31 protein-coding genes and 2 pseudogenes are annotated in these 26362 nt (G+C 45.7%); 18 read left to right on the plus strand and 15 right to left on the minus strand.

The genetic code is table 11. The features are described 5' to 3' along the window. Positions 1–12: 12 nt before the first annotated feature. From AC6I8Y_RS07745 to AC6I8Y_RS07755, 3 genes are all read left to right on the plus strand, one after another. A complete protein-coding gene (locus tag AC6I8Y_RS07745; protein WP_498021343.1) occupies positions 13–309 on the plus strand; it encodes a Dabb family protein in 297 nt (98 codons plus the stop codon). Positions 310–315: 6 nt separating this feature from the next. Beyond that, on the plus strand, positions 316–726 hold the full coding sequence (gene arfB, locus AC6I8Y_RS07750; protein WP_498021345.1) for an alternative ribosome rescue aminoacyl-tRNA hydrolase ArfB: 411 nt from the start codon (positions 316–318) through the stop codon (positions 724–726). A gap of 89 nt (positions 727–815) precedes the next feature. Further along, complete coding sequence (locus tag AC6I8Y_RS07755; RefSeq protein ID WP_394152287.1) at positions 816–1271, plus strand: GNAT family N-acetyltransferase; 456 nt, start codon at positions 816–818, stop codon at positions 1269–1271. Between the two features lie 46 nt (positions 1272–1317). Here AC6I8Y_RS07755 and AC6I8Y_RS07760 read toward each other — a convergent pair whose 3' ends face one another. The 4 genes from AC6I8Y_RS07760 to AC6I8Y_RS07775 form a co-directional block, all read right to left on the minus strand. Then, positions 1318–2571 carry a cysteine dioxygenase gene (locus tag AC6I8Y_RS07760; RefSeq protein ID WP_394152289.1) on the minus strand — a complete coding sequence of 418 codons (1254 nt, stop codon included), beginning with the start codon at positions 2569–2571 and terminating at the stop codon, positions 1318–1320. Positions 2572–2672: 101 nt separating this feature from the next. Further along, on the minus strand, positions 2673–4007 hold the full coding sequence (locus AC6I8Y_RS07765) for a hypothetical protein (RefSeq protein WP_498021348.1): 1335 nt from the start codon (positions 4005–4007) through the stop codon (positions 2673–2675). A 3-nt stretch (positions 4008–4010) separates the two neighbouring features. Next, positions 4011–5363, minus strand: coding sequence for a hypothetical protein (locus AC6I8Y_RS07770; protein ID WP_394152293.1), 1353 nt, complete (start codon positions 5361–5363; stop codon positions 4011–4013). Positions 5364–5394: 31 nt separating this feature from the next. Then, entirely contained in the window at positions 5395–6411 is a 1017-nt protein-coding gene (locus tag AC6I8Y_RS07775) for a nucleoside hydrolase (protein ID WP_498021350.1), read from the minus strand. A gap of 103 nt (positions 6412–6514) precedes the next feature. Here AC6I8Y_RS07775 and AC6I8Y_RS07780 point away from each other — a divergent pair, with 103 nt between their 5' ends. From AC6I8Y_RS07780 to AC6I8Y_RS07805, 6 genes and pseudogenes are all read left to right on the plus strand, one after another. Beyond that, positions 6515–6706 carry a CPXCG motif-containing cysteine-rich protein gene (locus AC6I8Y_RS07780; RefSeq protein WP_394152297.1) on the plus strand — a complete coding sequence of 64 codons (192 nt, stop codon included), beginning with the start codon at positions 6515–6517 and terminating at the stop codon, positions 6704–6706. Between the two features lie 70 nt (positions 6707–6776). Continuing rightward, a complete protein-coding gene (locus tag AC6I8Y_RS07785) occupies positions 6777–7376 on the plus strand; it encodes a LysE/ArgO family amino acid transporter (protein ID WP_498021463.1) in 600 nt (199 codons plus the stop codon). A gap of 8 nt (positions 7377–7384) precedes the next feature. After that, positions 7385–8119, plus strand: a complete 735-nt coding sequence (locus AC6I8Y_RS07790) for a glucose 1-dehydrogenase (protein ID WP_498021352.1) — start codon at positions 7385–7387, stop codon at positions 8117–8119. 10 nt (positions 8120–8129) lie between these two features. Beyond that, positions 8130–8528, plus strand: coding sequence for a GFA family protein (locus AC6I8Y_RS07795; protein WP_394152301.1), 399 nt, complete (start codon positions 8130–8132; stop codon positions 8526–8528). Continuing rightward, a pseudogene (locus AC6I8Y_RS07800) lies at positions 8525–9061 on the plus strand (GNAT family N-acetyltransferase); the annotation flags it as partial. The gene AC6I8Y_RS07795 and the pseudogene AC6I8Y_RS07800, both read left to right, overlap by 4 nt. An 84-nt stretch (positions 9062–9145) precedes the next feature. Then, the gene (locus tag AC6I8Y_RS07805) at positions 9146–9595 is read left to right on the plus strand and encodes an HAD family hydrolase (RefSeq protein ID WP_498021464.1); all 450 of its coding nucleotides are present in this window, start codon (positions 9146–9148) and stop codon (positions 9593–9595) included. Here the strand turns inward: AC6I8Y_RS07805 and AC6I8Y_RS07810 are convergent. Beyond that, positions 9592–10458: a fructosamine kinase family protein gene (locus AC6I8Y_RS07810; RefSeq protein ID WP_394152303.1), complete on the minus strand. Its 867-nt coding sequence runs from the start codon at positions 10456–10458 to the stop codon at positions 9592–9594. The two genes, AC6I8Y_RS07805 and AC6I8Y_RS07810, sit on opposite strands and share 4 nt — an antisense overlap. Positions 10459–10640: 182 nt before the next feature. Between AC6I8Y_RS07810 and AC6I8Y_RS07815 the strand changes: the two genes are divergently transcribed. Continuing rightward, on the plus strand, positions 10641–10985 hold the full coding sequence (locus AC6I8Y_RS07815) for a DUF3802 family protein (protein WP_042475645.1): 345 nt from the start codon (positions 10641–10643) through the stop codon (positions 10983–10985). Between the two features lie 45 nt (positions 10986–11030). On the opposite strand, the gene AC6I8Y_RS07820 is transcribed toward AC6I8Y_RS07815, so the two are convergent. After that, complete coding sequence (locus AC6I8Y_RS07820; RefSeq protein ID WP_394152305.1) at positions 11031–11501, minus strand: C40 family peptidase; 471 nt, start codon at positions 11499–11501, stop codon at positions 11031–11033. 144 nt (positions 11502–11645) lie between these two features. Between AC6I8Y_RS07820 and AC6I8Y_RS07825 the strand changes: the two are divergent. Next, positions 11646–13686: pseudogene (locus AC6I8Y_RS07825) on the plus strand (methyl-accepting chemotaxis protein). On the opposite strand, the gene AC6I8Y_RS07830 reads toward AC6I8Y_RS07825, so the two are convergent. Beyond that, positions 13683–14483 (minus strand): sterol desaturase family protein, encoded by an 801-nt coding sequence (locus AC6I8Y_RS07830; RefSeq protein ID WP_498021353.1) that lies wholly within the window; start codon positions 14481–14483, stop codon positions 13683–13685. The pseudogene AC6I8Y_RS07825 and the gene AC6I8Y_RS07830 sit on opposite strands and share 4 nt — an antisense overlap. A gap of 75 nt (positions 14484–14558) precedes the next feature. Here AC6I8Y_RS07830 and AC6I8Y_RS07835 point away from each other — a divergent pair, with 75 nt between their 5' ends. The 4 genes from AC6I8Y_RS07835 (at position 14559) to AC6I8Y_RS07850 (ending at position 17396) form a co-directional block, all read left to right on the plus strand. Further along, positions 14559–15293, plus strand: a complete 735-nt coding sequence (locus AC6I8Y_RS07835) for a tRNA-uridine aminocarboxypropyltransferase (protein WP_498021355.1) — start codon at positions 14559–14561, stop codon at positions 15291–15293. A gap of 157 nt (positions 15294–15450) precedes the next feature. Continuing rightward, positions 15451–16359 (plus strand): N-acetylglucosamine kinase, encoded by a 909-nt coding sequence (gene nagK / locus AC6I8Y_RS07840; RefSeq protein WP_498021356.1) that lies wholly within the window; start codon positions 15451–15453, stop codon positions 16357–16359. A 123-nt stretch (positions 16360–16482) separates the two neighbouring features. Next, positions 16483–16926 (plus strand): Xre family toxin-antitoxin system antitoxin, encoded by a 444-nt coding sequence (locus AC6I8Y_RS07845; protein ID WP_394152312.1) that lies wholly within the window; start codon positions 16483–16485, stop codon positions 16924–16926. Then, entirely contained in the window at positions 16926–17396 is a 471-nt protein-coding gene (locus tag AC6I8Y_RS07850; protein ID WP_498021358.1) for an RES family NAD+ phosphorylase, read from the plus strand. Before AC6I8Y_RS07845 ends, AC6I8Y_RS07850 begins: the two co-directional genes overlap by 1 nt. Here AC6I8Y_RS07850 and yegS read toward each other — a convergent pair. Next, positions 17368–18288, minus strand: coding sequence for a lipid kinase YegS (gene yegS, locus AC6I8Y_RS07855; protein WP_498021360.1), 921 nt, complete (start codon positions 18286–18288; stop codon positions 17368–17370). The two genes, AC6I8Y_RS07850 and yegS, sit on opposite strands and share 29 nt — an antisense overlap. 32 nt (positions 18289–18320) lie before the next feature. Next, positions 18321–19124, minus strand: coding sequence for a Cof-type HAD-IIB family hydrolase (locus AC6I8Y_RS07860; protein ID WP_394152318.1), 804 nt, complete (start codon positions 19122–19124; stop codon positions 18321–18323). A gap of 150 nt (positions 19125–19274) precedes the next feature. On the opposite strand from AC6I8Y_RS07860, the gene queE reads away from it, so the two are divergent. Together queE and queC are read left to right on the plus strand one after the other, a co-directional pair. Continuing rightward, the gene (queE, locus tag AC6I8Y_RS07865) at positions 19275–19955 is read left to right on the plus strand and encodes a 7-carboxy-7-deazaguanine synthase QueE (RefSeq protein ID WP_498021361.1); all 681 of its coding nucleotides are present in this window, start codon (positions 19275–19277) and stop codon (positions 19953–19955) included. A gap of 35 nt (positions 19956–19990) precedes the next feature. After that, positions 19991–20677, plus strand: a complete 687-nt coding sequence (gene queC, locus AC6I8Y_RS07870; protein ID WP_394152320.1) for a 7-cyano-7-deazaguanine synthase QueC — start codon at positions 19991–19993, stop codon at positions 20675–20677. A 30-nt stretch (positions 20678–20707) separates the two neighbouring features. Here queC and AC6I8Y_RS07875 read toward each other — a convergent pair whose 3' ends face one another. From AC6I8Y_RS07875 to AC6I8Y_RS07890, 4 genes are all read right to left on the minus strand, one after another. Further along, positions 20708–21067 (minus strand): DUF2750 domain-containing protein, encoded by a 360-nt coding sequence (locus tag AC6I8Y_RS07875; RefSeq protein WP_042475668.1) that lies wholly within the window; start codon positions 21065–21067, stop codon positions 20708–20710. Between the two features lie 122 nt (positions 21068–21189). Further along, entirely contained in the window at positions 21190–21813 is a 624-nt protein-coding gene (locus AC6I8Y_RS07880) for an OmpA family protein (protein WP_252014422.1), read from the minus strand. 2 nt (positions 21814–21815) lie between these two features. Then, complete coding sequence (locus AC6I8Y_RS07885) at positions 21816–23099, minus strand: TolC family outer membrane protein (protein ID WP_252014672.1); 1284 nt, start codon at positions 23097–23099, stop codon at positions 21816–21818. A gap of 433 nt (positions 23100–23532) precedes the next feature. Beyond that, positions 23533–24723 (minus strand): class I SAM-dependent methyltransferase, encoded by a 1191-nt coding sequence (locus AC6I8Y_RS07890; RefSeq protein ID WP_252014424.1) that lies wholly within the window; start codon positions 24721–24723, stop codon positions 23533–23535. A 149-nt stretch (positions 24724–24872) separates the two neighbouring features. On the opposite strand from AC6I8Y_RS07890, the gene yccX reads away from it, so the two are divergent. After that, positions 24873–25148, plus strand: coding sequence for an acylphosphatase (yccX, locus tag AC6I8Y_RS07895; protein ID WP_042475671.1), 276 nt, complete (start codon positions 24873–24875; stop codon positions 25146–25148). A 4-nt stretch (positions 25149–25152) separates the two neighbouring features. On the opposite strand, the gene AC6I8Y_RS07900 is transcribed toward yccX, so the two are convergent. Further along, a complete protein-coding gene (locus tag AC6I8Y_RS07900; protein WP_252014673.1) occupies positions 25153–25482 on the minus strand; it encodes a TusE/DsrC/DsvC family sulfur relay protein in 330 nt (109 codons plus the stop codon). Between the two features lie 140 nt (positions 25483–25622). After that, the gene (locus AC6I8Y_RS07905; protein WP_112461762.1) at positions 25623–26285 is read right to left on the minus strand and encodes a Bax inhibitor-1/YccA family protein; all 663 of its coding nucleotides are present in this window, start codon (positions 26283–26285) and stop codon (positions 25623–25625) included. Positions 26286–26362 lie beyond the last annotated feature (77 nt).

The raw sequence follows: 26362 nt of genomic DNA on the forward strand, positions 1-26362 counted from the left end.
AAGGTGATGAGCATGATACGCCATATAATCCTCATTCAGTTTAAACCAACCGCAACGGAACAAAACATCAGTGAGCTAAAGGCACTGTTTGAGGCGATGCCTTCGAAAGTGGGAGGAGTAGACGCTGTAGAGTGGGGCGTAAACGATAGCCCTGAAGGTAAGAATAAACACTATACACATACTGTGTTGATGACCTTCCGTGACGAAGCCGGGCGCCAAAATTACCTTCCGCATCCAGAGCATGACGCATTAAAGGCAGTGTTTCGTCCAATTCTAGAAGACATTGTCGTCTTTGATTATTCGCTCTAGATAGCTATGTTAAAGATCTCAAATACAGTAACACTCGCCGATTGGGAGATAGAACTGACCGCTATTCGCTCGATGGGGGCTGGTGGTCAGAAAGTCAATAAGACGAGCTCAGCTATTCACTTGCGTTTTGATATCAAGCGCTCCACGTTACCCGATTTCTACAAAGAGCGACTCCTAGCTTTAACTGATTCAAGAGTCACCAAAGAAGGCGTCATCATCATAAAAGCTCAACAGTTCCGGACTCAGGAGCAAAATCGTGAAGACGCCCTAGAGAGGCTCAAGCAGATCATACTTTCTGCGACCGTCGTTCAAAAAGCTCGCAGAGCTACCAAGCCGACTAGAGCATCACAGAAACGACGGGTGGATAACAAGAAGCGTAAGAGTCAAACCAAAGCCTTACGTGGTAAAGTGCAGTAGTCACCATAGCGGGTTACGCGTTAGCCATAAAAAATTATCGGTGAACGGAAGTATATAGACACAACAGATTTGTACAGAGGGAGAGACAGTTGAACATTGTTAAGGATGACTTAAAAGGTCCTCAAATAAAGGCATTGCTACAAGAACATTTAGATGACATGTACGCCACATCACCAGCAGAGAGCGTTCACGCGCTCGATATCGACGCATTAAGGCATTCGAATGTAGAGTTCTGGACTGCTTGGAATGGAGAGTGTTTACTCGGCTGTATCGCCCTTAAAGCTCTAGACGTCGGGCATGCAGAGATCAAATCAATGCGCACTTCGCACCAAGCTAGGGGGAAGGGAGTTGCTAAGTCATTACTCATTCATCTAGTTGAACAAGCCAAACAGAGTGGCTTTACGCGTTTGAGCTTAGAAACAGGCACCGAAGACTATTTTCTTGCCGCACGGTCACTGTATCTGAGTCATGGATTCGTGGAATGTGAACCATTCGCGGATTATGTACTCGACCCAAATAGCACATTTATGACTAGAGCACTCTAGTTTGTTAGGAGCCAGTGATGTTAAACACCACTGGCTTTATCTTTATCTACTTACCATGTCGCTCTCGCCATTCTTGCCACATCTTCGCTTTAAACTCTAGAAAACCCATATCGCTATTAGGTGTAAACTGCTCGATAGTGCGTTCTGTAGGGTTGAGATAGTCAAAATACTCATAATGCTGAGTATTGTTGTGACTATATTGATAGCACTGAATAGTGATGCAGGCTCGACCGTCAGTGGCTTCATTTCTTAATTGATGAATTTGATTTAACCCGGGCGATAGCCACGTTACCTCATCGGTAATAAAAGATTGAGAAGCGAACGGTTTGGGGTCATCGTGATACTTGGACAGCATGGCAAAAAGGTGCACGGTGATTTCACCCGAAAGTACGCGAATAATTGCGTTGGCATCACCATGGTTGTGAATAGGCGAGTAGTGACCACAAGGCCATATCTCCATCACATAAGGGATGCCCGGAGATTCACCTTGGTTGACGCCCATCGTAATGCGCAGATAGGTCTCTTTCGGTGCATCTTGACCAAATTCACCAGCCTTGGATTGTAGTGTCTGATAGCACCAGCCATTGACGTCATTAATGCTCTCATTGATAGCTTGTTCAAACTCAGGAAATGCCTCCGTATTAAGAACAAAGCTTTTACCGGAAATATTAGCGTATAGCTGTTGACATGCAGGAGTAAGATTGGCAGCAACGGTTTTATGATGAAACGCTATCTCATCCATGCTGATCTCTTCTATTTTTGTCACAAAGAGCGGGGGATCGATGGTAACAGGGTCCTGGAGGATTCGTTGTTCGAGGCGATTGTCTGAAGCCAGAATGTCGATTGTCTTGACCCGCTTCAACCAGCTTTGAGATTCATGGTCGATGTCACTACCTTTTAGGTACAGTTCATCGTGTTCAATTCCGTACTCCAAGAGAACGGTATCTCCTCTTATCTCTCCTTTTCCATAGCGAACAACGGCATTATTCCCATCGACACTTATCCAATATTGGCACTGTGGATCGCGATCGATGACACTCTCAGAACTAGTGAGAATTACCCACTCGCCAGACGAGTCTAGACCTTGTAGTGTAGTGGAAATATTGGTCACCGATAGCTTCATTGCTCGTTTGTTGATCCCAAAGCAAAACTCTAAGAACGTCAGGTCGCCATCACGTTCAGCGCTCACAGCCACCACACCTTGCCCTTCAATTTTTAGCTGAGCGGTTAGCTTCTCGGTATGACTGAAATCTGTACTCTTGGTCAGAGCCGAGCTTGTTTTCTTTGTTCTACTTGTCATTGTCATTTCCTTTTGATTTGGTGTCCGAGTAGGCACGTGTTGCTAAAATCCAACTAAAGTCAGCGCCTGCTCTTTGCGCTCCTTGGTGGCAGTTCATACAGCTATCGTATTGGTGATAAGTTTCCATCGTAACGTTTGCCAATTGACACTCGGGGGAAGGGCATGCCGCCTGCTTGCACCGATGTTCCGTCCTCACACCCAAAATCACCATCTGTTGGTGTTTTGGGTGACGCAGAAGGCAGTTGCGGCCATTGCGAGCCGATAAGTTGATAGTGTTCCCAAACCGTTCCTTTCAAAAGGTTTCGGTATCGAGTGTTCATATCAATGGTGGAATAACCGAGATTTTTAGCATTGTCTCGTACTGGCGTGTCAGGGATTTGACTCAGCCGAACGACATTGATCGGTGTAGAATCAGAGAAATCGCCAGGTGCTGGGACTCGGCTAGATCCTGGATGCTGGGCGGGGTTCGCTCTCAGTACCGTAGGTTCACGTTTGTAAAGCTCAGGATCGTAGTAGGAAGGCGTCATGCTTTTCGGTGTTGACGGGTCTTCACCGAGGTTATCTACCTGCTCAAAAGTACCCCACACCCACTGCGGGAAATCGGGAGTCTTTTGCGCGATATGGAAGCCAACTAAGCCGACTTTGGTAGTACTGCAGTCGCAGCGCATCATGGCATTGGGGCTATCATCACAGGTTCCAGGTATCGATACAATGGCGTTGTCTAATGTAAAAAAGCGAGAGTGATACTCTTCCGCTACTTTACTGAGATCTCGCCATGCGGCTTTAACCTCAATCACACCTTCTTTGTCTTTTCCGTTACCCGACGGCAAGATGATGTCCTCACCAGCTGGCCAGTTTGAACGATTGTAATAACCTCTTTCACGTATAAAGTCATATTCGACTTTATTGACCCTTACTTCATATCTAGTAAACAATCCTGTTTGGTCAACCAAAGGCCCACTAAACGCTTGATCGAGTTCATCAGCGACGGTGCTAAACTTGGACCCGCTAACTAGGACAGGTTGTCCCTTATAGTCACCATTCTTACAGATAGCCGTGCCATTACTTGCGCTCCATGCAACGGGCTTCGAGCCATTTTGAGGAAAGAGATCAAACGCGGATTTCCAACCGAGCCATACTGGCAATTTGCCCCCGGAATAGTCTCCAAACGCCTCATGACTTTCTGGCTGCCATGGTTCGCCGTGGCTATTCGCATTGGAGGGCCACATTAGGGCTATAAAATTTTGCCAGTTGAAATAGTCAAAAAAAGGTCTTTTCACTACGCCAGAAGCGGCAAAGGGCTGCGAAGGAACTTCACTAAGTAAGTGTCCAGAGAGCTTGGGCTCTAGGTCTCTGTATAGTTCTTCCTGGCTTTCAGCGAAGGCGTAACACGAAAATACCGCCAATACGGCGAGTAATTGTTGTTTAGTTCTCATTGCTTACTCCTCGCATTCACGTGGTGAATTCGCAGCGTACTTGGCTTGCTCTTGTACGGCTATTTGCATTTGAAGAGAAGTATCTAAATTCAGTAGTTCTGGGTAATTTCCACCACTGTATGCTTGAGGGAATTGTGTTGTCTGAAAGTAGTTCACGTTCTCTTGACTGTATTGTTCACACAAACCGTCAAATCCAAAAATAGGGGGAATAGTCACACCCATCTGAGGGTTTGAATCGTCAGGGTTGGCATATGCGCCGGCATGACAAGAAAGGCATGAACTTAGCTTGTTGTCGACAGGCCCAGCCAATCGACCCTCGCAGCCAAAGTGCTCATAGTGTCTGATACTGGTGTTGAGTACGCTTTGACGCGCCGTTATTGACTCGTCCTTTGGCACGGCTGGGAAGGTCCAAGGATCCATTCCCCACTGCAAACCAACAGGTTGGAGATTATCCCAAACGCTTTTACCATTGTTATTGATGTAAGCAAAAGTGCCATAAACCCAACGACTAGGAGAGCGGCTATCTACGACGGCAACATCTACTTGGACCAAGTGGACATCTTGAACTTTTCGTGAGCATTGCTCAAAGCCAGATTTGGTCTCTACGTGCCTATTCGCTTGCCATTTGGGTGAGTTTTGTAAGTAGTCCACATCTGAAGGTGTAACGGTTGAGAACAGGAACTTAACGACGACCGTTCCCTCGTTAAATGGCATGCCCTTAGTGGACGTAATGCCATTGATTGTTTCTAGCACGGGCTTTCCATCGCTATTGAAACTCTGGCCAACGGTATAGGCACCTATATCGTTGTACATGCCAACGGCCCAAGTTTCAAAGCCTCGACCTGTATCTGAGCTTGGTGCGCCAACCCCATAGAAATCGCTAAGGTGTGCGGTCCGCTCGTTCGTCAAACCATGAACAAATTCACGTCCAGTTTTTTGAGCGTAAGCCATCCATGGAATATGGTACCAACGAGTTTGGCCATCAACGTTAATTTTTAGGCCTTCAGCATTATTTAGGTCCATAGTCTGACCCTGTTTGATGTAGTTAAGGATGCTGGTGATGTATTCGTTGTAAACTGGTTCAGTTGACCAATTGGGTACCCCTGTATCATTAAAATCAACACTTTTGACTTGATCTGGAAGTTTAATTGCTAGCCAAGGGCAAGTCGCAGTGGTGCATGCTGGTGGCATTTCGGTAGGGTATTCATCACTGAGTTCGAAGGTAGGGCCCTGCCAATCACTGGGTGGTGTATTTACTGCGTTATTCCACGCAGGAGAGTCAGCTAGTGCTGCAAGTGGTGTTAACAACAGGCATGTGCTGAGCAATGTACGTGGCATGTAATGTAGATTATCCATATTGTTTTCCTAGTCTTCTGACGTATTTATCTCATATGGTGACGTTGTCACCACTTATAATATTTAGGTAGTTAATGTAGGTAGCCTCGGCATCTGCAGAAAGAGCGACTTCAACGAAGGTTCCGTTTGTCTCGTCAATTAAGATCTGACCAGAGGTGTCATTTTCTTCATTGAGCGTTTGCTCAACTCGAATCGGAAAAGAAGTAGTTGTGATGAGTTCAGGATTAGTAATTACAGACGCCGCTAGCGGATCCCAAAAATCCAAATAGTCGCCAATTCCTGGCGCGATAGAGTCACTGGCGAGTACTTGAGTGAGAAAACGAGCGCTGTTGTTTTCAATTTGCGCTAGCGCCTCGACAAAGTGACTTGTGATTGGGACTTGTTGTGTGGCATTTAGCGCAACGAGAGTTAGGTTAAGTTTGCTCTGTATAATTTTTTGAGCCCCTAATGGGTCAATGAAGATGTTCCATTCGGCGACCTTATTGGTATAACAGGGTGGTGCTTCTAAGGTTGGCTGAATGTTACCTTCAGCTCCAGGCTCTACAAACTCTTTAGTGAGGTTACCTCCCATCATGACCACACGTTCAACTTTGTTTTGAATTGCACTGGCTAATGGTCTGTTTTTTTCTGCGTAATCCAGAAAATTTCCCCAAGTAGTGCCTCCTCCTATGCAAAGCAAAGTAACCGGCTCTTTGGTGCTTAGTAAATACTCTGCTAAAAAAGGAATAGCATCCATGTGGACCTGATGTGGATTTGTAAAAGGAAATGCCGCGTCATAGTGGTCATCTGCAGCTTGTCTTTCACTCCCCGGAAAAGTGTTGCTATATCTCATAGGGGAATTGAACCCCTTAACTACGGGTATCGTGAGATCTTTTGGGTTACCAGTTAGTGTGAGCATGTTGCTTACATTGCGTAATCCATGACTAAGGTGCGCATCACCTGTGCCAGTAACTGAAATTCCATCAACCTTGATGTCTGGGTGCTTAAGCAAATAGAGCATTGCCATGTAATCATCGAAGTCGACGTCGGTGTCGATAAGAACGTTCACGTTTCTCTCCTTATGCGTTAGTGTGCATACAGAGATTAGGATATGATTTGTTAATGTCTCGTTAAAATTCTAAACTTGCTGAAAAAGCAAAAAAGGATTGAACATGGAAGCAATCAGAGCGTGGCGGGTTAATTGCCCATACTGTGGTGAGGCTTTCGAGACCTCTATCGATTGCACGGTCGACGGTCAGGAATACATAGAAGATTGCTATGTTTGCTGCCGCCCTATTTTGTTCGAAGTGACTCTAGACAGTGATGATGTCTTCGTTACGGTACGGCATGAAAATGATGTTTAGATTGAAATTCAACTAATTACACGTTACAAACTAGCTTGTTATATGGATGTAAACTGGAGTTAGTTTGGATATCGCCGTCTTTTTTACTGGTTTTTCGCTCGGTCTTTCTTTGATTCTTGCCATTGGGGCTCAAAACGCATTTGTACTTAAGCAGGGGCTTAAACGCCATTACATCTTTGTTGTGTGTGCCGTTTGTGCGATATCTGACGCCGCTTTGATTACCGCTGGGGTCAGTGGCTTCGGTGTGGTGATTGAAAAATACCCTCAAGTTGAACAGGTCGCCCGTTACGCGGGTGCTGCTTTTCTTTTTGTCTATAGCTTCCAGAGTTTTCGGTCGGCGATTTCCAGCTCACATCAACTTGATCCAGAAGGAGATGCGAACTCTAGCCTAACGAAAACCGTGCTTATCTGCTTAGCGCTAACTTGGCTTAACCCTCATGTTTACCTCGATACGGTCGTTCTTTTAGGATCGATATCGACTCAATATGCGCCAGAGCAACTTTCTTTTGGTTTGGGCGCTGTGACGGCATCATTCGTGTTTTTCTTCTCTTTAGGCTACGGTGCTCGGCTACTTACACCCATTTTTCATAAACCGATTTCATGGAAGATCCTTGAAGCCCTTGTCGGCTGCATTATGTTGGCAATTGCCATTTCAATGATTGGATTTTAGGAGTACTTATGGGGCGTTTAATTGTTGTTACAGGCGGTAGCCGAGGGATTGGCAGTGAGACGGCAAAGCTATTGGCAGAGCAGGGACACCGCGTAATCGTGAACTACCTAGCGAATAAAACCCGTGCAGAAGAGTTGGTTGAGTCTATTAGAGCAGAAGGTGGTCAAGCTTGGAGTTATCAAGCCGATATCGCAAATGAAGATGAAGTTGTCGCCATGTTTAGTCAGGTTTATAAAAAGCACGGCGAGATAGACGGACTGGTCAACAATGCCGGCATATTGAGCAAGCAGTGCACGTTAGAGGCACTGACAAGTGAGAGAATCAACAAGATTTTGATGACCAACGTGACAGGTGCGCTAATTTGCTGTCGCGAGGCAGTGAAATACATGAGTTCGGATAGAGGAAGTATTGTTAACGTATCTTCACGTGCTTCGGTAAGCGGTTCGCCATTTGAGTATGTCGATTATGCGGCTAGTAAAGGTGCTTTGGATACGATAACCAAAGGGTTATCGTTGGAGCTTGCTTCGCGCAATATCCGTGTAAACGGAGTAAGGCCAGGATTGATTCACACAGAGATGCATGCCGATGGTGGAGAACCAGGGCGAGTTAATCGACTTGCTGCTCAGATCCCACTTGGACGAGGTGGCGAGGCAGAGGAAGTCGCTCAAGCTATCGTATGGCTTCTTTCCGATGATGCGTCTTTTGTCACTGGCACTTTTATTGATGTGTCAGGCGGAAAATAGGGGAATCATCATGCACAAAGCTATTCATCATGAAAAGCACACACTAAGTTGTCACTGCGGAAATGTTCAACTCTCTTTTGAATCTATGCCAGAGTCCGTCACTAGCTGCAATTGTTCTATCTGTCGACGTTATGCAGCGCTTTGGGGGTACTTTTCGCCAAAAGATGTGTTAGTGACAATCAAAAAAATTGAGACCAAAGCGTATCGATGGGGAGATGGTTACATCGATTTCCAACATTGCTCTATTTGTGGATGCGTTACTCATTATACCTCTAGTAGCAAAGCCGATAGTTCGCGAACAGCGATTAATTTCAGACTTGCGGACAACTTGGCCAATTTGCATGTTCGATACTTTGATGGTGCAGATTCTTGGCAGACACTCGATGAGTGCGAGGTAAGAAAGGTATGATTAAGTTAAGCTTTCAAGATGTCATTCTTCGCCAAGCAATCGATGCAGACCTACCGGCAATCTACGATCTTATGACGGGTGATGAAAACTGGACTCAACTCAACGGACCTTACTTTGGTTATGAAAGGCCGACCCAAGCGCAGTTTGCGGACAACTACTTTTCGCGACTGAAACAAGGTCAAGATGCATTGGTCATCGAGTATTTGGGACGAGCGATTGGTACCGTCAGTTATTATTGGGAAGATAAGGCAACTCGGTGGCTTGAAGTCGGTGTATTAGTCTATGACTCTACTTTGTGGGGCAGAAGTATCGGCAAGAAAGCTTTAGTGTCCTGGGTAAGCCATCTATTCAATACGCTAGACATTGCACGTGTTGGGTTAACAACCTGGTCTGGAAACCCTCGTATGATGCGTTGCGCAGAAAAACTGGGGATGCAGCAAGAGGCGCGCCTGCGTAAAGTTAGATACTACCGAGGAGAGTACTATGATTCGGTTAAGTATGGTGTTCTACGCGAGGAATGGAAGGCACTAGAAGTGCAATGGCGTCTGCAAAACCACATTTATCTTTTCGACTGGGGAGATACCTTGATGTTTGACGACCCTTCGCAACAAGGAAAAATGTGCGATTGGACTGAAGTTAGGGCGGTTGAGGGTGCGGCTGATTTACTAAAAGGTCTATCCGCTCTTTGTCCGGTTTACGTTGCCACTAATGCCAAGGATTCGGCTGAAAGAGATATTCATAAAGCGTTTGAGCGAGTTGGGCTAGCTCAGTATTTATCTGGATATTTTTGCTATAGCAATTTGGGTGTGACGAAAGATGACGCCGAATTTTTCCCAACTATCGCGAGTACGCTAAACGTCTCACCAGAGCGATTGGTGATGACGGGTGACCAAACTCAAAGGGATATTAAGCCAGCATTGCGGGCGGGGCTCAGAGCCAATTGGTTTAACCCAAAAGGTTTGTTCGATGAGAATAGTAGTGAGGGTAGCAATGAAAACGGCTTTACCAAACTCGAAGACATTCTCCAAGCTGAGCAAAGCCGATTGATTGTTGTGACAAGCAGTTAGGATGATTGGATGGTGGTGATAAGCTTTTCTGCTTGGTCTAAGTATTCACCACCAAACAGGTTACAGTGGTTGAGAACATGGTAAAGGTTGTAAATGTGCTTTCTGTATTCGTACATTGGCTCAATCGCGAGAATACTCTCATAGCCATCGTAGAACTCTTGTCTAAACCCACCAAACAATTCAGTCATGGCTAGGTCGCACTCTCTGTCTCCCCAGTAGCTGGCAGGATCATAGCAAATTGGACCAAATGCCGTATTGGCGGCATTTCCGTACCATAAATCACCGTGTAATAAAGAAGGCTTGGGGTTGTGTCCCGAGAGCTGCTCGTTCACCAGTTCAACGAAGTCATCAATGTCGGTAAAAGTGATTTTCTTTTCTTTAAGCAGTTGTAGTTGCCAACCAATACGCTGCTCTGAGAAAAAGCGTGACCATTTCTTATGCCATTGATTAGGTTGGAGCGTTGCACCGATGTAATTGTCTTGGTCAAATCCAAATTCTTTCTGCTCGCCCCATTTGTGGAGTTTGGCAAGCTCTTCTCCAAACTGGTAGCTAGCCGGACCGGTATCAAGAGGTTTGACAGGGATATAGTTAAGGATAATAAACGCAGATTCTTTGGTCTTGCCGATTAATACCAACTCAGGTACGTGCACAGTATTGGTCTCACGCAACGCTGTGAGGTTGTCGGCTTCGATTTCGAATTTCGCTATGAAGTCTTTGTCGTTGAGTTTAACAAAGTAGCGTTGGTCGCCATCACTAATCATGTAGCACTGATTAATGTCTCCGCCGCTCATTTTTATTCGCTCGGTAATATTGAACTCGAACATGAGCGTTTCCGAAAGCTGATCTGAAATTGCTTGCCACATAGATTACCCCCCGCCTGCCAACACTATCGCTAGTGTAGAACAATATTGCTTACATAACATACTGTCAGCGCACAGATTCATTGACATGCCACCCGAATTTCCACTTGTGTTCTTACAAACGTGACCTAGGTTTGCTATGGTTAACACCTTGTCATATTTAAGTAATTGCTAGGAGAGCAGTCGTGGTTGTAGATACTGACGGCTATCAAGCACTCATCGAACACCTTGCACTCAATTTAAGTGTGTTCACCTCAGAAGTCGGGGATACCGGCGAAGAAACGATTGAGGATGTATCAACCGATATGGTGGCATCTAACATCATGGCGGTCTTTGAGCAGAACCCAGAGCTTCACTCAAGTGTTCGCTTCAAGTTGCTAAAAGAAGTCGACTTGGTTATTCAAGACCTGGAAGAGGTATTGGCGGGAGTCTGGAATAAAAAAGCGACGAACGAGCAAATCGCTTTTCTCGATGAATACATTGCGTTGGTTAAAAATTTATTTGATACCGCTGTCGCAAAGTACGATTAAATGATATTGACCTTTCTCTTGTCGATAATGGTGATAGGAGAAAGGTTATTGCACATTTCTAAAATGCCAAAAAGTAGACGCCCAGTATGGGTTATCTAATCTAGAAAGCACCACACCTTTCGATGTTGATGCATGCATGAAGGTATTTCCCCCCAAATAAATACCGACATGCCGAGTCTTTCTTCCCGTTTTGAAAAAGACTAAATCACCGCTTTGTGCATTATTGTAAGAGACTTTCTCGCCAACTTTTACTTGTTGCGCTGTGGTTCTTGGCAATGACAAAGCATAAGCGTCTTTATATACCGCCTGTACAAAAGCTGAACAGTCTACGCCAGAATAGTTAGTTCCACCGAGTCGGTAGGGCACACCTTGCCACTTTTTATATTCTGCTAAAAACGCGGCATTTTCTTGAGTGTTGTAGCTTTGCTGAGTGTGTTGCGCGCGCTGCGGTTGGCTAGAACACGCTGCCAATAAAGCTACCATACTGTATGAAATCAATAATTTAACAACTTTCATTTGTCACACTGCTTACATTTAAATGTAATAAAAACGTCATTAACGCTCTCTAGTATTTCCGATAATTCTATACCAAATCATTAACTTGTACGAATGAGTGACCGATTTGGTTACAGTTTAATTGATCAAGACAACGGACTGATTATGACATCCCCAAACAAGGGAACACGCTCCATCTCACTCGTGCACGCTTTAAGTGCCATTTTCTTAACTATTATCCTCATATTTGTTGGCGTTAGTTTGTTAAGTGCTAACGGTCTAAATCAAGTAAAGCAGCAATTTGATAATTTGTCAGAGAACGCATTACCGCTTTCGTTAAATAATGCCGCGTTGACGCAAGATGTATTAGAGCAGGTCAAACTTCTCAATTACGGCACACAGCTTGATTCAACACAAGAGCTAGAAGAAACCAGATTGCGCATTACCGAACTTGTCGAGCAAAGTGATAGCAAAGTCCAAAATCTGTTCGCTATCGCTGCTGAAATGGGCAACGCGGTAACGCCAGAACAACGCGATTTACTAGCGCAAAAAATTCTCGAACTCCAAGAGGCCACTCAGGCGATTCTTGCTTATCAGTCGGACATCTTAGCGATGGACGCCAACATTGATAAAGAGGTGTCAGGCTTTCGTTATGCAATTAGCACACTGGGGCAAGAAATGAACCGCATTAGTTTGCTGTTTACTCAGAATAATCCATCCTCAGCGGATGCTGCGACCCGAGTTGTCACAGCGGCAAGTTCCATGGAAAGTGCCTTCCTTATGCTAATGATGCAAACCGACCTCAAAAAAGCGAATGCTGAATACCGTCAAATGCGAAATCGCTATGCGAGTATCAACTTAGCCTACGATCAGTTTGAAGAGTGGCACCCAGAGATTAGCGAGTTCCCAAGCTTCACAGCACCTTATGAGATGGTGAAAGAAGGCTTCAAGCCAACAGGTGTGGTACGCCAGATCATTGAACGTTTAGAGCTTGTGACGACTCAGAGAGAGGAGTTAGCGAATGCAGCAGTGTTGGCGAATGAAACGACTCAACTTCTCTCCGACATATCTGATACGGCAGCAAAGTTGATTGATGAGAGTCAGTCAGTGGTTAATGACACGATTCAAACCAACATTGTTACTCTTGTCATCACAACAACGGTTTTGGTTATTGTTGTACTTTCGGTATTCTTTGGGTTACGACGTTGGGTAAATCGCGCTCTCAAGAACATTACACGCCAGTTGAAGCGACTAGTAGAGCATGACTTGACGGGAGATGTGATCATGTCCGGTCCATCGGAGGTGCGCGATATTGCACGCAAGCTCAACCAAGTCATCGCTTCGACTCATGACTCTATTGAAGTGGTGACAAGGAACTGCGAGACCTTGTATCAAACAGCAGAAATTAGCCATGGCGCAGCTGAAGAGACTCGCAGTAGCCTACTTGCCCAAAATGAGTCGCTAGACAGCATGGTGGCAACCGTGACTCAATTAGAAGCGTCGATTAAAGAGATCGCCACGGTGACAACGGCGTCATTTGCCGATTCTCAACAAGCTGAAGAGTTCGCTACGCTGGGTCTTAAAGCCGTGGAAGACAACCAAGAGCGCTTACATTCTCTTGAGACAACGCTAGGCAACAACGAAGCGTCGATGAACGAGTTGGACGGTAAAAGTAAAACAGATCCAAGAGATGGTCGATATGATCAGTGGCATTGCCGATAACACCAACTTGCTTGCGCTTAACGCAGCCATAGAGGCAGCAAGAGCTGGCGAGATGGGGCGTGGTTTTGCGGTTGTTGCCGATGAAGTTCGCAAGCTTGCAAGCGATACCTCGGAGCAAACTACGAACATCCGTCAAATGATGTCTGATTTAATGCATGCCGCTCAAGATTCTCGACAATCTGTGATTGAATCACGAGGTGAAATGAACCACGCGTTAGAGTCAAGTGAACGGGTAAAAGCGTCGTTTGCCGATATTGCATTATCGGTAAACCACATTCGCGAACGCGCTGAGCAGGTCTCTGTGGCAACAGAAGAGCAAGAAAGGGCAACCGCTGAAGTAGGGCGCGCCATTGTTCATGTAACAGACCAGGGTCAGCATTCAAACATGCAGCTTGAATCTATGGTCGAGAGCGCCGAACAGGTCGCTGAGATTGCTGGGCACCAGCAAGCAATGTTGCACAAGTACGAGCTGAACCGAATCTAATCAAGGCTTGAATCGTTTCTAAAAGGCTGGGTAAGTAGTTTATCCAGCCTTTGTTCGTTTGGCGCTGAGAACTCAGGTATGCCAATCTCCACTCTATCGTGACCGAGTTCAGGTTGCGCGCGGTAGGTACCAAACCAACGATCCCAAACTGATAAGAAGAAGCCAAAGTTAGAGTGGGTTTCCTTTGGAATGACTGAGTGGTGAACACGATGAAAATCAGGGGTGACCACAACCCTTCTTAGCCATCTATCAACGCTAAGTGGGAGCTTGGCATTGCTGTAGTTAAACATGGCGCTAGCATTTAATACGACCTCAAATACCAAGACGCCTAAGGCCGGTGTGCCCAATAGCATAACAACTGCCACTTTAATCCACATTGAGAGCACAATTTCGATAGGGTGGAATCGAGCTCCGGTGGTGACATCGATGTCACGGTCCGCATGGTGCATACGATGTAAACGCCATAACAAAGGAATACGATGAAAAACGAGGTGCTGAAAGTAGATAGCAGCATCAAGGAGTACGACCGACAAAGGTAAAGCGAGCCATAGAGGAAGCTCAAGCCAATGGAATAAACCCATATTGTTCTCGGCGGCGATTACTGCAGACTCGATGGCGAGTAAAGGCATCACCAAGGCCAGTGTCAGTGAGTTAAAACCAACCAAGCCCAGATTATTCGTCCAGCGTAGCCAGCGACTACGAGTGCGGATTTTTCGAGGCGCACACCATTCCCATACTGCACAGATTATTAGTACAGAGAGAAAAATCGCTAATCGAATTGAGTCACTGTTTTCCATTAATGATGAGTTTCCTTTTACTATCTGTGACGGGCGAAGTAGAATCCCGCCACCTTTTATCAGAGTAACACCAACATGAGACGCCACGCCTTCCATACAATGTACGACGAGCGCCTTGCCGCTGCAACCAAACCATTTAATGCTCGCGGAGCAAAAGTGGTGCGCTGTAAAACATGCCAAATTGCACAGCAATATTGTATCTGTGAGCACCAGCCAGAGCCGAGCTCAGATGTTGCGGTGATGCTTCTTGTATCTGATGCTGAAATCCTAAAGCCGAGTAACACAGGTCGCTTGATACTTGATACGGTAGAACAGGGCTATGCGTTTCCTTGGCATCGTACTGAGCCTAATCCTGAGATGTTGGCACTGCTCAAAGATGAGACCCTACAACCTATCATTATCTTTCCAGAAGAGTATGTAGACGACAAAAAGCGCGTGTTGTCTGAGACGAAATTAGTTTCATTGGAAGGTAAAAAGCCGCTATTCATTTTGCTTGATGGCAGTTGGCGCGAGGCGAGACGAATGTTTCGCAAGTCTCCATACTTAGATGGGTTCCCAGTTTGTTCGATCAAACCAGAAGCTGTATCTAACTACATGATGCGAAAATCAGAGAAAGAAGACCACCTAGCGACTGCCGAAGTCGCGAGTTTGGTTTTTGAGCAATTTGGCGCTTCAAGAAACGCGATGATTTTGTCTGAGTGGTTTGCGGTTTTCCGTGAAAGTTATATGTTGAGCAAGACACGTTTTTCTTCCGATATGTCTCGCCCGGCACTGAATAATTTCATAGGTCTAATAAAAAACGAGACCTGACTCTAATTGTGTTCAGTTAGGTGACGACTTGTTAGCCAAGCAGTGCAAGCAAAGGTATAAATTGGGGCTCCATCACAGTTTGAGGGGGGTAGGGATATGGATAATGCCATCAATTATCTATTTTTTTGCCTCGGTTTGAGGTTTCAAGGAGAGTTTCATGTATTACGGCTTTGACGTCGGCGGCACAAAAATTGAGTTTGGTGCTTTCAACGAAAAACTAGAACGTGTGGCAACTGAGCGCGTTCCAACACCTGTTGATGATTACCAAGTACTACTAGACACACTTGCTGGTCTTGTAGCAAAGTACGATGCAGAGTTGGGTACAGAGGGTAAGGTTGGTCTTGGTCTTCCGGGTATGGAAGATGCAGACGATGGTACGGTACTGACCGTTAACATTGGTTGTGCAAAGGGCAAGCCGCTTCGTCGTGATCTAGAAGCAAAGATCGGTCGCGAAGTTAAGCTAGAGAACGATGCAAACTGCTTCGCGCTTTCTGAAGCGTGGGATGATGAGCTACAAGATGCCCCATCAGTTATGGGTCTAATTCTAGGCACTGGCTTTGGTGGCGGTCTAATTTACGAAGGTAAAGTGTTCTCTGGTCGCAACAACGTTGCGGGTGAGTTGGGCCACATGCGTCTACCTATCGATGCATGGTTCCACCTTGGTGAGAAAGCACCGTTGCTTGATTGTGGCTGTGGCAAAAAAGGCTGTCTAGATAACTACCTTTCAGGTCGCGGTTTCGAGTTGCTTTACGCTAACTATTACGGCGAGAGTAAAAAAGCGATCGACATCATTAAAGCTCGCGAAGCAGGCGATGCGGATGCGATTGAATTTGTTGATATGTTCATGGAGCTATTGGCAATCTGCTTTGCAAATATCTTCACCGCGAACGACCCACATGTCGTTACGCTAGGTGGTGGTCTGTCAAACTTTGAGCTTATCTACGAAGAGATGCCAAAGCGCGTGCCTAAATACCTAATGTCTGTGGCTAAGTGTCCTAAGATTGTTAAAGCGAAGCACGGCGATTCAGGTGGTGTTCGTGGTGCAGCATTCTTGAACATCAAATAAGACGCTTGAATTTGCTAAAGGCGACCGCAGTGGTCGCCTTTGTTGTTTCTGGAGTCTGGTTTGAGAAAACGATCAAACTGGTATATCATTTGATATGTTTATAGGCTATCAAGTGGAGGTCTTATGACTGCCTCAACAAAATTTGTTCCTTCTCGATCGACTGCCGGATTTTGGTCGCAAATTGGTGTGCCGCCAAGAGGTCGCAAACTGCATGAGGCGATCGAGGCTGGCTTTGATTATGCGACCTATCAAAAACTCGCCAACGTTACAGGCATTGAGAAAAAAGAGCTAGCACGTATCACCAACATTAAAAGTGCGACTCTGAGTCGACGAGCGAAGGACGGTAAGTTCTCTTCTGAAGAGAGTGATAGACTTTATCGCTACGCCGAAGTGTATAACGCGTCTTTGCGACTATTTGAAGATGATAAGTTGAAAGCGTTTCAATGGATGCACAATCCAGTTAAAGCTCTCGGGTACGTTGCGCCAAGCGATATGTTGAAAACCAGTGCTGAGACCGAAGAGGTGTTGAGCGTAATCGGTCGCCTCGAACACGGTGTATTCAACTAATGTTCTTATATCGTATCGTCAAAAAGAAATTTGCTACTAATATCGAGCAAGTATTCGATGGTGAAGGAGCGAGGCGATACGGCGGGCGCTGGAATTCAGCGGGTAACCGTTGTGTTTATCTCGCTACGTCAGAATCGCTCGCGATTCTCGAAGTTCTGGTTCACTTAAACGATACCGAATTACTTAACGACTACGATCTTTATCGAATAGATATTGAAGAAGCCCTGATCATAGAGCTCGACCAGAGCTATCTACCAGACGATTGGCAAGAAGACCCTGCGCCATCTTCCACTGCTCAGATTGGTGATGAGTGGCTTGAGAGCGAGATGAGCTTGTGCTTAAAAATCCCTTCGACAATAGTGCCTAGAGAGTTTAATTGTTTACTCAACTTACAACACGCAGCTTTCAACTTAGAGCAGCTAGAGGTAGTTAAACTTGCGTTTAACCCTGACCACCGTTTGAGCCGTTGACGAGCACGGGCGAACATGAAGGTAGCACAAGTTTGATTTCGTTGGGCAAGACGCTGAACTTTATATGTTTTGCCATCAGCGGCTCACCATCTAAGTTTACGGGCATGATACTGTCCGAGACCCACTCAAGCGTTTTGACTTGGTTACGTTTGACATACTTACCACTGAAATCAGAATCCTGAAGCAACTCGTCTACAACCGCAGGAATATCGGTAGGCGAGAACTCTTCTAGAGACACGATATTTAATAAGCCGTCATTCAGCAGAGCGTTAGGAGATAGCGGCTGACCACCACCTGCCATTCTGCCATTGCATACCGCCCCTACGACGACGTTGCTTTCGACCACCTCACCATCAAACAGTACAGTGCCGCTAAATGGTTGAAAATTGATTGCCTGAACAACACCCGCAAGTGTATGGGCGCCGCCGCCCAGAAAGTTCTTGAGGGCTACGGGCGTATTAGCCGTCACTTGCGCGCCAAAACCGGCGGTTGCAATATTGATAAAATGTCGTTCATTCGCTGATGCTGCATCGATAGGTGTAGCGTCGCCGGTCAATGCGAGAAGAAGGGCGTCGTAGGGTGACGCTGTGGGGATCTCGGAGGCCGTGGCGAAGTCGTTAGCCGTTCCCAAAGGTAGAACGGCTAACTCAATATGTTGCAGTTGATACCTGATTAAGGCATCAACGACTTCGTTCACCGTTCCGTCTCCACCACCAGCAATCAGGCGAGTGACCCCTTGCTCTCCGGCTTCTTTTACTAGTCTATCAAAGTCTCCGCCTTCCCAAGTGACACGAACTTCCAGCTCGTGCCCCTGTTCTCTAAGTTGATAGACCGCCTCACGAATATCTTCTTGTGACGCTTTCTTTCCATTAAGTAGTAGGCGAGTAGTCATGTTTCGTCCTTAAAACAGAGAGTTAGCTGAAACTATAGCACAAACTTTTCAATAGCTTTCGCAACGCCATCTTCGTTGTTGCCGTCGGTAATGTAATCGGCAATGGCTTTGGTCTCTTCCATCGCATTCGCCATGGCGACCCCTTTACCTGCAAATTTGATCATATGATGGTCATTTTCTGCATCGCCAAAGCACATGGTTTGCTCGTATGGGATTCCTAAATGGTCTGCAATGACCTTGACCCCTTCGCCTTTGTTACTTAGAGGGTTAAGGAACTCTAAAAAGAAAGGTGCGCTTTGCACAACGGTGTAGCGGTTATGATAATCAGCATCGATGTTGGCGATCTGCTCGGTTAACTTGGAAGGTTCGCCTACGATCATAGCTTTAATAATCTGATGATCATCTTCTAGCTTTTCAAAATCATAAATATTGATATCGAGCTTATTGATTTCAGCTTCATGGTCGGTATATGCGTTGGCTCTTGGTGTAATCAACCCAATTTCAGTACTGAAGGCGTGGCAGTCGAGACCGAGCTTTTGAGCTAGACGCGCAACATCTTTGGCATCTTTACCCGTTAGTGTTTGCTCGTGTAAACGTTCACCGCTAGCTACTTTCTCCACATAAGTACCATTAAAGTGAATGACGAAATCATCTTGCTGCGTTAGTTCTAGCTCAGCAAGCGCATCCTTCATGCCGTTAAGTGGACGGCCCGATGCTAGAACCACAGTGACGCCTTTCGCTTTGGCCGCGGCAATCGCTTCTTTGGTTCTTTGAGAGATGGTTTTTTCGGATGTGAGTAGGGTGCCATCCATATCGATAGCTATGAGTTTGTACACGTGACTTACCTAAAAAAAGAAATAAAACAAAACGATTCCAGAATAGGGAAAAGTGTCGTGAACTACCAGCAATTTTGTCGGTGGGTTTGTATTGAATTTCTAATGCGCATCCTTTAAGGTCTGCTCATCTTATATAATTGGCAATATTCAATGAGCGGTAAACAATTCAAGATCAACGAAATGTTCGAAACCATCCAAGGTGAAGGCGTATTTACAGGCGTTCCCGCGGTGTTCGTCCGGCTTCAAATTTGCAACGTTGGTTGTGCATGGTGTGATACCAAGCAAACTTGGGAAGCAAAAGCAGAGGATGAGCGAGCGTTTGGAGAAATCATCACGAAGCAAGGCGATAGCCCAACGTGGAGTGATGTAAGTGCTCAAGACATTGTTGATATGTATAACGCGCAGGGTTTTAATGCTAAGCATATTGTTATCACGGGCGGGGAACCTTGCGAGTATGATCTGACGCCGCTTTGTGAAGCGTTCGAGGTAATAGGTGCTCGATGTCAAATTGAGACCAGTGGCACGTCTGAAGTCAAAGTTACCGATGCAACATGGGTGACAGTGTCACCTAAAATTGCAATGAAAGGTAAACGCGAAGTATTAGAATCGGCGCTAGAGCGTGCGAACGAGATTAAGCATCCCGTAGCGACAGATAAAAACATCGAACAGCTAGACGAACTGCTAGATGGCGTTGCACTTAAAGATGACGTGGTTATCGCACTTCAACCGATCAGTCAAAAACCACGAGCGACTGAGCTATGTATGTCGACTTGTATTGCTCGTAACTGGCGCTTGTCGGTTCAGACTCACAAATATTTGAATATTGCTTAACTGGATAGCGCAGAATTCCGTGAATGGAGAAGGTAATGAAAAAAGCAGTTGTTGTTTTCAGTGGTGGTCAAGATTCCACAACTTGTTTGGTGCAGGCTCTGGAGCAGTACGATGAAGTCCATGCGATCACGTTTGACTATGGGCAGCGACACAAGCTGGAGATTAAAGTGGCGGAAGCGGTAGCGAAAAAGCTCGGCGTGAAAGCTCATAAAGTGATGGATGTGGGTCTTCTTAACGAACTCGCTATCAGCTCACTGACTCGAGACGATATTCCTGTTTCTCATGAGCTGCAAGAGAACGGCTTGCCGAACTCTTTTGTGCCTGGCCGTAATATTCTCTTTCTGACGCTTGCTGGTATCTATGCGTACCAGATTGGTGCACAAGCAGTGATTACTGGTGTTTGTGAAACCGATTTTTCTGGTTACCCAGACTGCCGTAATGACTTCATAAAAGCGATGAACAGCGCTTTGGTGCAAGGCATGGATAGAGAGCTCGATATTGTGACACCACTAATGTGGTTAGACAAAGCGGAAACGTGGGCGTTAGCAGACAAGTACGATGCACTTGAGCTAGTTAGAAACGAGACGCTGACTTGTTATAACGGTGTGATTGGTGATGGTTGCGGCGACTGCCCATCATGTGAGCTAAGAGCCAATGGACTGAATCAGTACCTAGACAATAAAGAAACGGTAATGAAGTCCTTAGAAGACAAGTCCAACTAAAAAGAGGCGCTTTAAGCGCCTCTTTCTTTATTAATCTGCTTTTAGATAAAGCTTAGCAACGTCAGAAGGCTCCATTTCTTTACCTTCTAATTTATCGTTCCAGTTAGTTCCGATCAGTACGCCATCTTCATCCAGTGTTAGCAACCAGTCTTCAACAAAGATATCGAGTGGAATGTGCAGCACTTCGAAGTCAGCCCATTCTTCTACATTATGCGTTTTAGCATCTTCTTCAGATGACCAAAAAGGCATTACTTCGCTGTTTTCGAACTCAGTCGAGTCAACCGCCAACCAACCTTCGTCGTTGCGAAGACCCCAAACAAGTTGGGTTTTGCTTGTTTCTTCAATAAACAGCTTTAGGTTCTGTTCGATATCAGACGTTAATTTACTCATTGTTTTATACTCGCAGTAAGAACTGCTTACAAGACTAGCATGAGATAGCTAATATCTAAATGAAATCGCGACAAAAAAGCGCCCATTTAGAGCGCTTTAGATGTGGATGATGCTTAAATAATCTATTTTCCAATTTTAGTGAAAATAGTCCACTCCATATCCACTTCGCCTTTGTATCCGACAACGGATGCGACCACTTTCCGGTTCATAGCGTGAGCAAACTCAGTATTACCGAGTTCCTCAGGCTTGGTTTCGCCAAATCCAATGATGGTAAGACGGTTAGGGTCTACGCCATTGCTTATAATAGCTTGCCTAACGACTTCTGCTCGGTTTTGAGAAAGCACCATGTTTTTGTCTTCGTTGCCTACAATACTCGCAAAACCTTGTATCTCGATGCTTGTCTCTGGGTACTCGTTAAGAAACGCTGCCATTTCAGAAATCTGGTTTTGGAACACAGGCTTAATGAAGGTTGAGTTATTGTCGAACAGGATACGCAATGCTAATGAGTTCGACACATCGATATATTGCTCGCAGCCGTCGTTATCCAGCTCCGCACCCTGAGGCGTGGTAATACACAGATCTCGCGCATTAATAACACCATCTCCATCGTCATCGAGCAGGTCAGCTTTTTGATCTGCGACCGGAGTAGGGCGATAGTCATACTTGTCTTCTTCCGGTGTCGTTGCAACCGCGACCAGTGGCGCAACCATCAGGCCACAGATTATCAGTTTACTCTGTAGTTTCATGATTAATACTCCACTCTCTCGTTCCATTCTTCAGGCGTATCAACACGAAGCGCATCTAATAGACCGCCAGTCGCGTTCATCACCCTGTAGCGCGCAAACTGCTCCGCATATTTTGCATCCAAGTAGCCTTTACGGGCCTCAAACAGCTCATTTTCGGTGTTGAGTACATCGAGTAAGGTACGCTTACCGATTTTGTATTGCTTTTGGTAGGCAACGACGGTGTCTGATGCTGAGTCAACATGGTCTGACAAGAACTCTCTTTGTTGTACTGTGTACTCAAGACCCGTCCATGACAGCTTCAACCCCTCTTCAACCATTCGATAGGTACGGTCTCGGAAGTCTTTCGCTTTATTGAGCTGATAGGCTGCTGACTCTGTTCGATCTGAGTCGGAACCACCGTTGTAGAGGTTATAGCGCATACGAAGCATGGCACGCGTTTCATTGTCTGTACCAATGTTACCACTAGCGTCATCTCGCCAATTGTGGCCAGCATCAATGTAGAACGTTGGGTAGTTTACGCCTTTAGTCTGTTGATATTGGAATCGAGCAGAATCAACGTCTACTTGCGATATTTTTATCACTGGATGAGTCTCTACCGCCATTTGAAGAGCATCATCGACAGTCAGCGGGATAGCCACTTCATCCGCTCGCGGATATTTAAGTCCGAGAGGAGCCTGTCCGACGAGGCGTTTAAACTGAGTGTGTGTATCAAAAAGGTTATTTTGAGCGGCGAGAAGATTACCATGCGCTTTTGCAATACGTGCTTCAACCTGTGACAAGTCAGCCGTAGAGCCGATTCCGGAATCAACACGCTTTTTGATATCGGAGTAAATCTTCTTGTGAACTTCTAGATTGGCCTCAGATAGGGCGAGAACTTCATAAGCCTTGGTCGCGTCAAGATAGATTTGAGCGACTTCTAGAGCGATATCGGAAGCGTCAGCAAGGAGTTGATATCGGACCGATTCGGCATCGGCAGCCGTCCTGTCGATATCGTTCAGTGTTTCGTTACCGTCCCAAATTAGCTGGGTCAGCGTTATCCCGATTTCCTTTCTTGTTAGGCTCTCATTTCTGCTGTTAATAACGTTTTCACGGTCGTAGTCGGTTCTTTCGTAACCGATACCGCCGTCCAAATCGATTTTAGGACGGTATGCACCGACTGCTGCGTCAGCATCGTATCGTTTACTCACGTACTCATTGTAAGCCGCTTTAATGTCTGGGTTGGTTTTGAGTGTGAAAGCAACGGCTTGTTCAAGGGTTTGGCTGTTAACAGGAAGGCTAAGAGCCATAAAACAAGCTGTGGTGGTCAGGGTGAGCTTATTCAAAGTCTTTCTCCTTGGTCCTGTAATGAGCGAGCGGCGTGCATGACACGTGCGCTCCCTTCGCTCAGGTTTGTGAAACGGCATAATAGCCTCCACTGACTTGGTTTCAATAAGACTAACCAAGTCAAAAAGTTAATAACTGTAGCTTTAAATATAGCGAGCATAAGTCTCTTTTCAATCTGGATTTGTCTTGATTATGTGTCTGATTTAAGACTCGCTACATTTACATTTATAGGTTAGCAACGAATTTGTACATACTATTGAAAATAGTAGAGAAAACTATGAAATCAATGAATGGAGTGAAATAGAATCTTATTTTTGAGACAGCAGATGTAAAAAAGCCAACCTAACAGTAGTCAAGTTGGCTTGATAATGAAGCTTCGAGAGGTAAACCTAATAGTTATAAGACCTTACAGGCAAAACCCTTCAAATAGAACCCTTCCGGGTAAGCTGTGTCGGTTGGGTGGTCTGCTGCTTGTTCAAAACGCTCAACAAACTTAACCGAGCGGTTCGCATCGACCGCAGCGTCTGCGATGATTTTCTGGAACAGATTGCCGTCCATTAATCCTGAACAAGAGTAGGTCAGCAGTGTGCCGCCTGGTTTTAGAATCTGCATCGCAAGCATGTTGATGTCTTTATAGCCACGGCAAGCGCCATTTAGCTGTGCTTTTGATTCAGCAAATTTTGGCGGATCCATAATGACGACGTCAAACTTCGTCCCTTGATCGCGATACTCACGTAACAGTTTGAACACGTCAGCGTTCAGGAATACGGCTTTTTTCTTCTCTGTGAAGCCGTTGAGCTCGGCATTGTGTTTCGCGGTATCCAGAGCAAGTTGCGAGACGTCCGCGTTGATAACGCGCTTAGCGCCGCCTTTAAGCGCGTAAAGTCCAAAGCCACCTGTGTAGCTAAAGCAGTTAAGCACTTCTTTATCTTTCACATATTTCTGCGCTTGGAAGCGGCTATCGCGTTGGTCGAGATAAAACCCAGTTTTATGACCATTGATAATATCGACGCTGATTTTGACGCCATTTTCTTCGATTACGACTGGCTTGTCAGGAGATTCTCCGTGAAGTACGCCTGTGCGCTCCTCTAAGCCCTCTTTCTTTCGTACCGATACATCTGAGCGCTCGTAGATAGAGCACTCAGGGAAGCAGTGGATAAGAGCCTGTACCAGCGTTTCTTTTTGGTATTCTGCACCAGCACTTAAGAGCTGACACACCAAGAAATTGCCGTAGCGGTCAATGGTCACCCCTGGTAGTCCATCTGACTCAGCCGCGATTAAACGATAGCCAGTTAAGCCGTCTCGTTCGATAATGTCTTCGCGAAGAAGTTGTGCTTGCTGGATTTGTTGGATGAAAAACTCAACACTAATGTCTTGCTTTTTAAAGCTCCAAACACGAGCGCGAATTTGAGAGTTAGGTGAGTAAGCCGCTTTCGCCAACCATTCGCCGTTGTGAGCATATACATCGACGGTTTCACCAAGCTCAGGTGTCCCATCGACACGAGAGATACCTCTTGAAAAAACCCAAGGGTGTTTACGTCTAAGTGATTTGTCGCGGCCTTTAACAAGGTGAATAGCTGCTGCCATGGTATGCCTTACGAAGTTTTGGAAAGAAAAGGTGGGGTATTTTGTGTGAAGTTTCAAACAAATGCAAATTGAGCATGAGCATTGGAGCGAAATCAACACGAACTAAGCTAGAATCAGCTATGCAGACTTTGTTGGTTAGGAGTTGAATGATGAGCCAATATTGCCAGAAAGTGATCGTAACTGGACACGTACAAGGCGTGGGTTTTCGTTACCACACATGTCATGAAGGACTAAAACTGGGTCTAACCGGTTATGCAAAAAATTTGTATGATGGGTCGGTAGAGGTCGTCGCATGTGGTGATGAGGCGAGAGTCGAAGCGCTGTGTGATTGGCTTTTGCAAGGTCCCAGAACTGCATCGGTAGAGTCGGTAGTCAGGGAGCCTTGCGAACAAACAAACGTTTATTCAGGTTTCAAGATCCTTTAGAGGCCTACAAGCACTTAGCTGGTTTTGGAAGACCCGCGAGCTTAGTTGCCTGCTTAGCAGGGCCTTTCTTAAACAGCTTAAATAAATATTTGCTGTTGCCTTTCTCTGGGCCGTGCGCCTTTTCCATCGCTTTCACAAGCATGCGTACGGCAGGGGAAGTGTTAAATTCTTCGTAGAAGTCTCTCACAAACATCACGACTTCAATATGAGCGTCCGTCAGCTCTATACCTTCTTCGGCGGCGAGTACTTCGATCATTCCTTGTTCCCAATCTTGGTGATTGAGAAGGTATCCTTCAGCATCGGTTTCGATGGTTTTTCCGTTGTATTCAAACATCATAGTCATTCTTATGGCGGATAATCGTCAGAAGGTTAGCTCAGGTCCGTCCTAACTTTCAAGGCTCTCTTGCTGATTTAAATGCAAAAAGCCCGAGACAATGTCTCGGGCTTTACCTATTCGTATAACAACTCGACCTATTAGTCGTTGTTCATGATACCTAGGATAGAAAGTAGGCTGATGAACAGGTTGTAGATAGACACATATAGGCTAACTGTTGCTGAGATGTAGTTTGTTTCACCACCGCGTACGATTTGTTGAGTCGTCAACAGGATCACACCAGTAGAGAACAGAACAAACATGCCGCTCATCGCTAGGTGAATCATTGGCATCTGCAGGAAGATGTTCGCTACCATACCGATAAGCAGGACAACGAAACCAGCCATTAGTACGCCACCTAGGAATGATAGGTCACGCTTAGTTGTTAGAGCGTAAGCCGATGCGCCTAAGAAGGCTAGGGCAGTACCACCAAGAGCAGTAACGATAACATCGCCCATACCTGCGCCAACGTAGGCGTTTAGGATTGGACCTGTTGTGTAACCAAGGAAACCAGTGAACAAGAACGTGAATACTAGACCCATGCTGTTGTTACGGTTTTTCTCTGTAAGGAACAATAGGCCGTAGAAACCAACCAGCATCAGGATAAGACCTGGACGAGGTAGATTCATTGCCATTGAGAATGCTGCAACGACCGCAGACCAAAGTAGCGTCATAGATAGCAGCGCGTAAGTATTTCGCAATACCTTGTTTGTTTGCAGTACACTCGCTTGAGCAGAACTGCGAGATACCATAGGATCGTTCATAATCTTCCTCATAGATGATTTACTTATTTATATGACTATTTATGGGGTTGAATGTTCAAAAGATCAAGTCCCGTTAT

Source organism: Vibrio sp. KUL78, assembly GCF_059725505.1.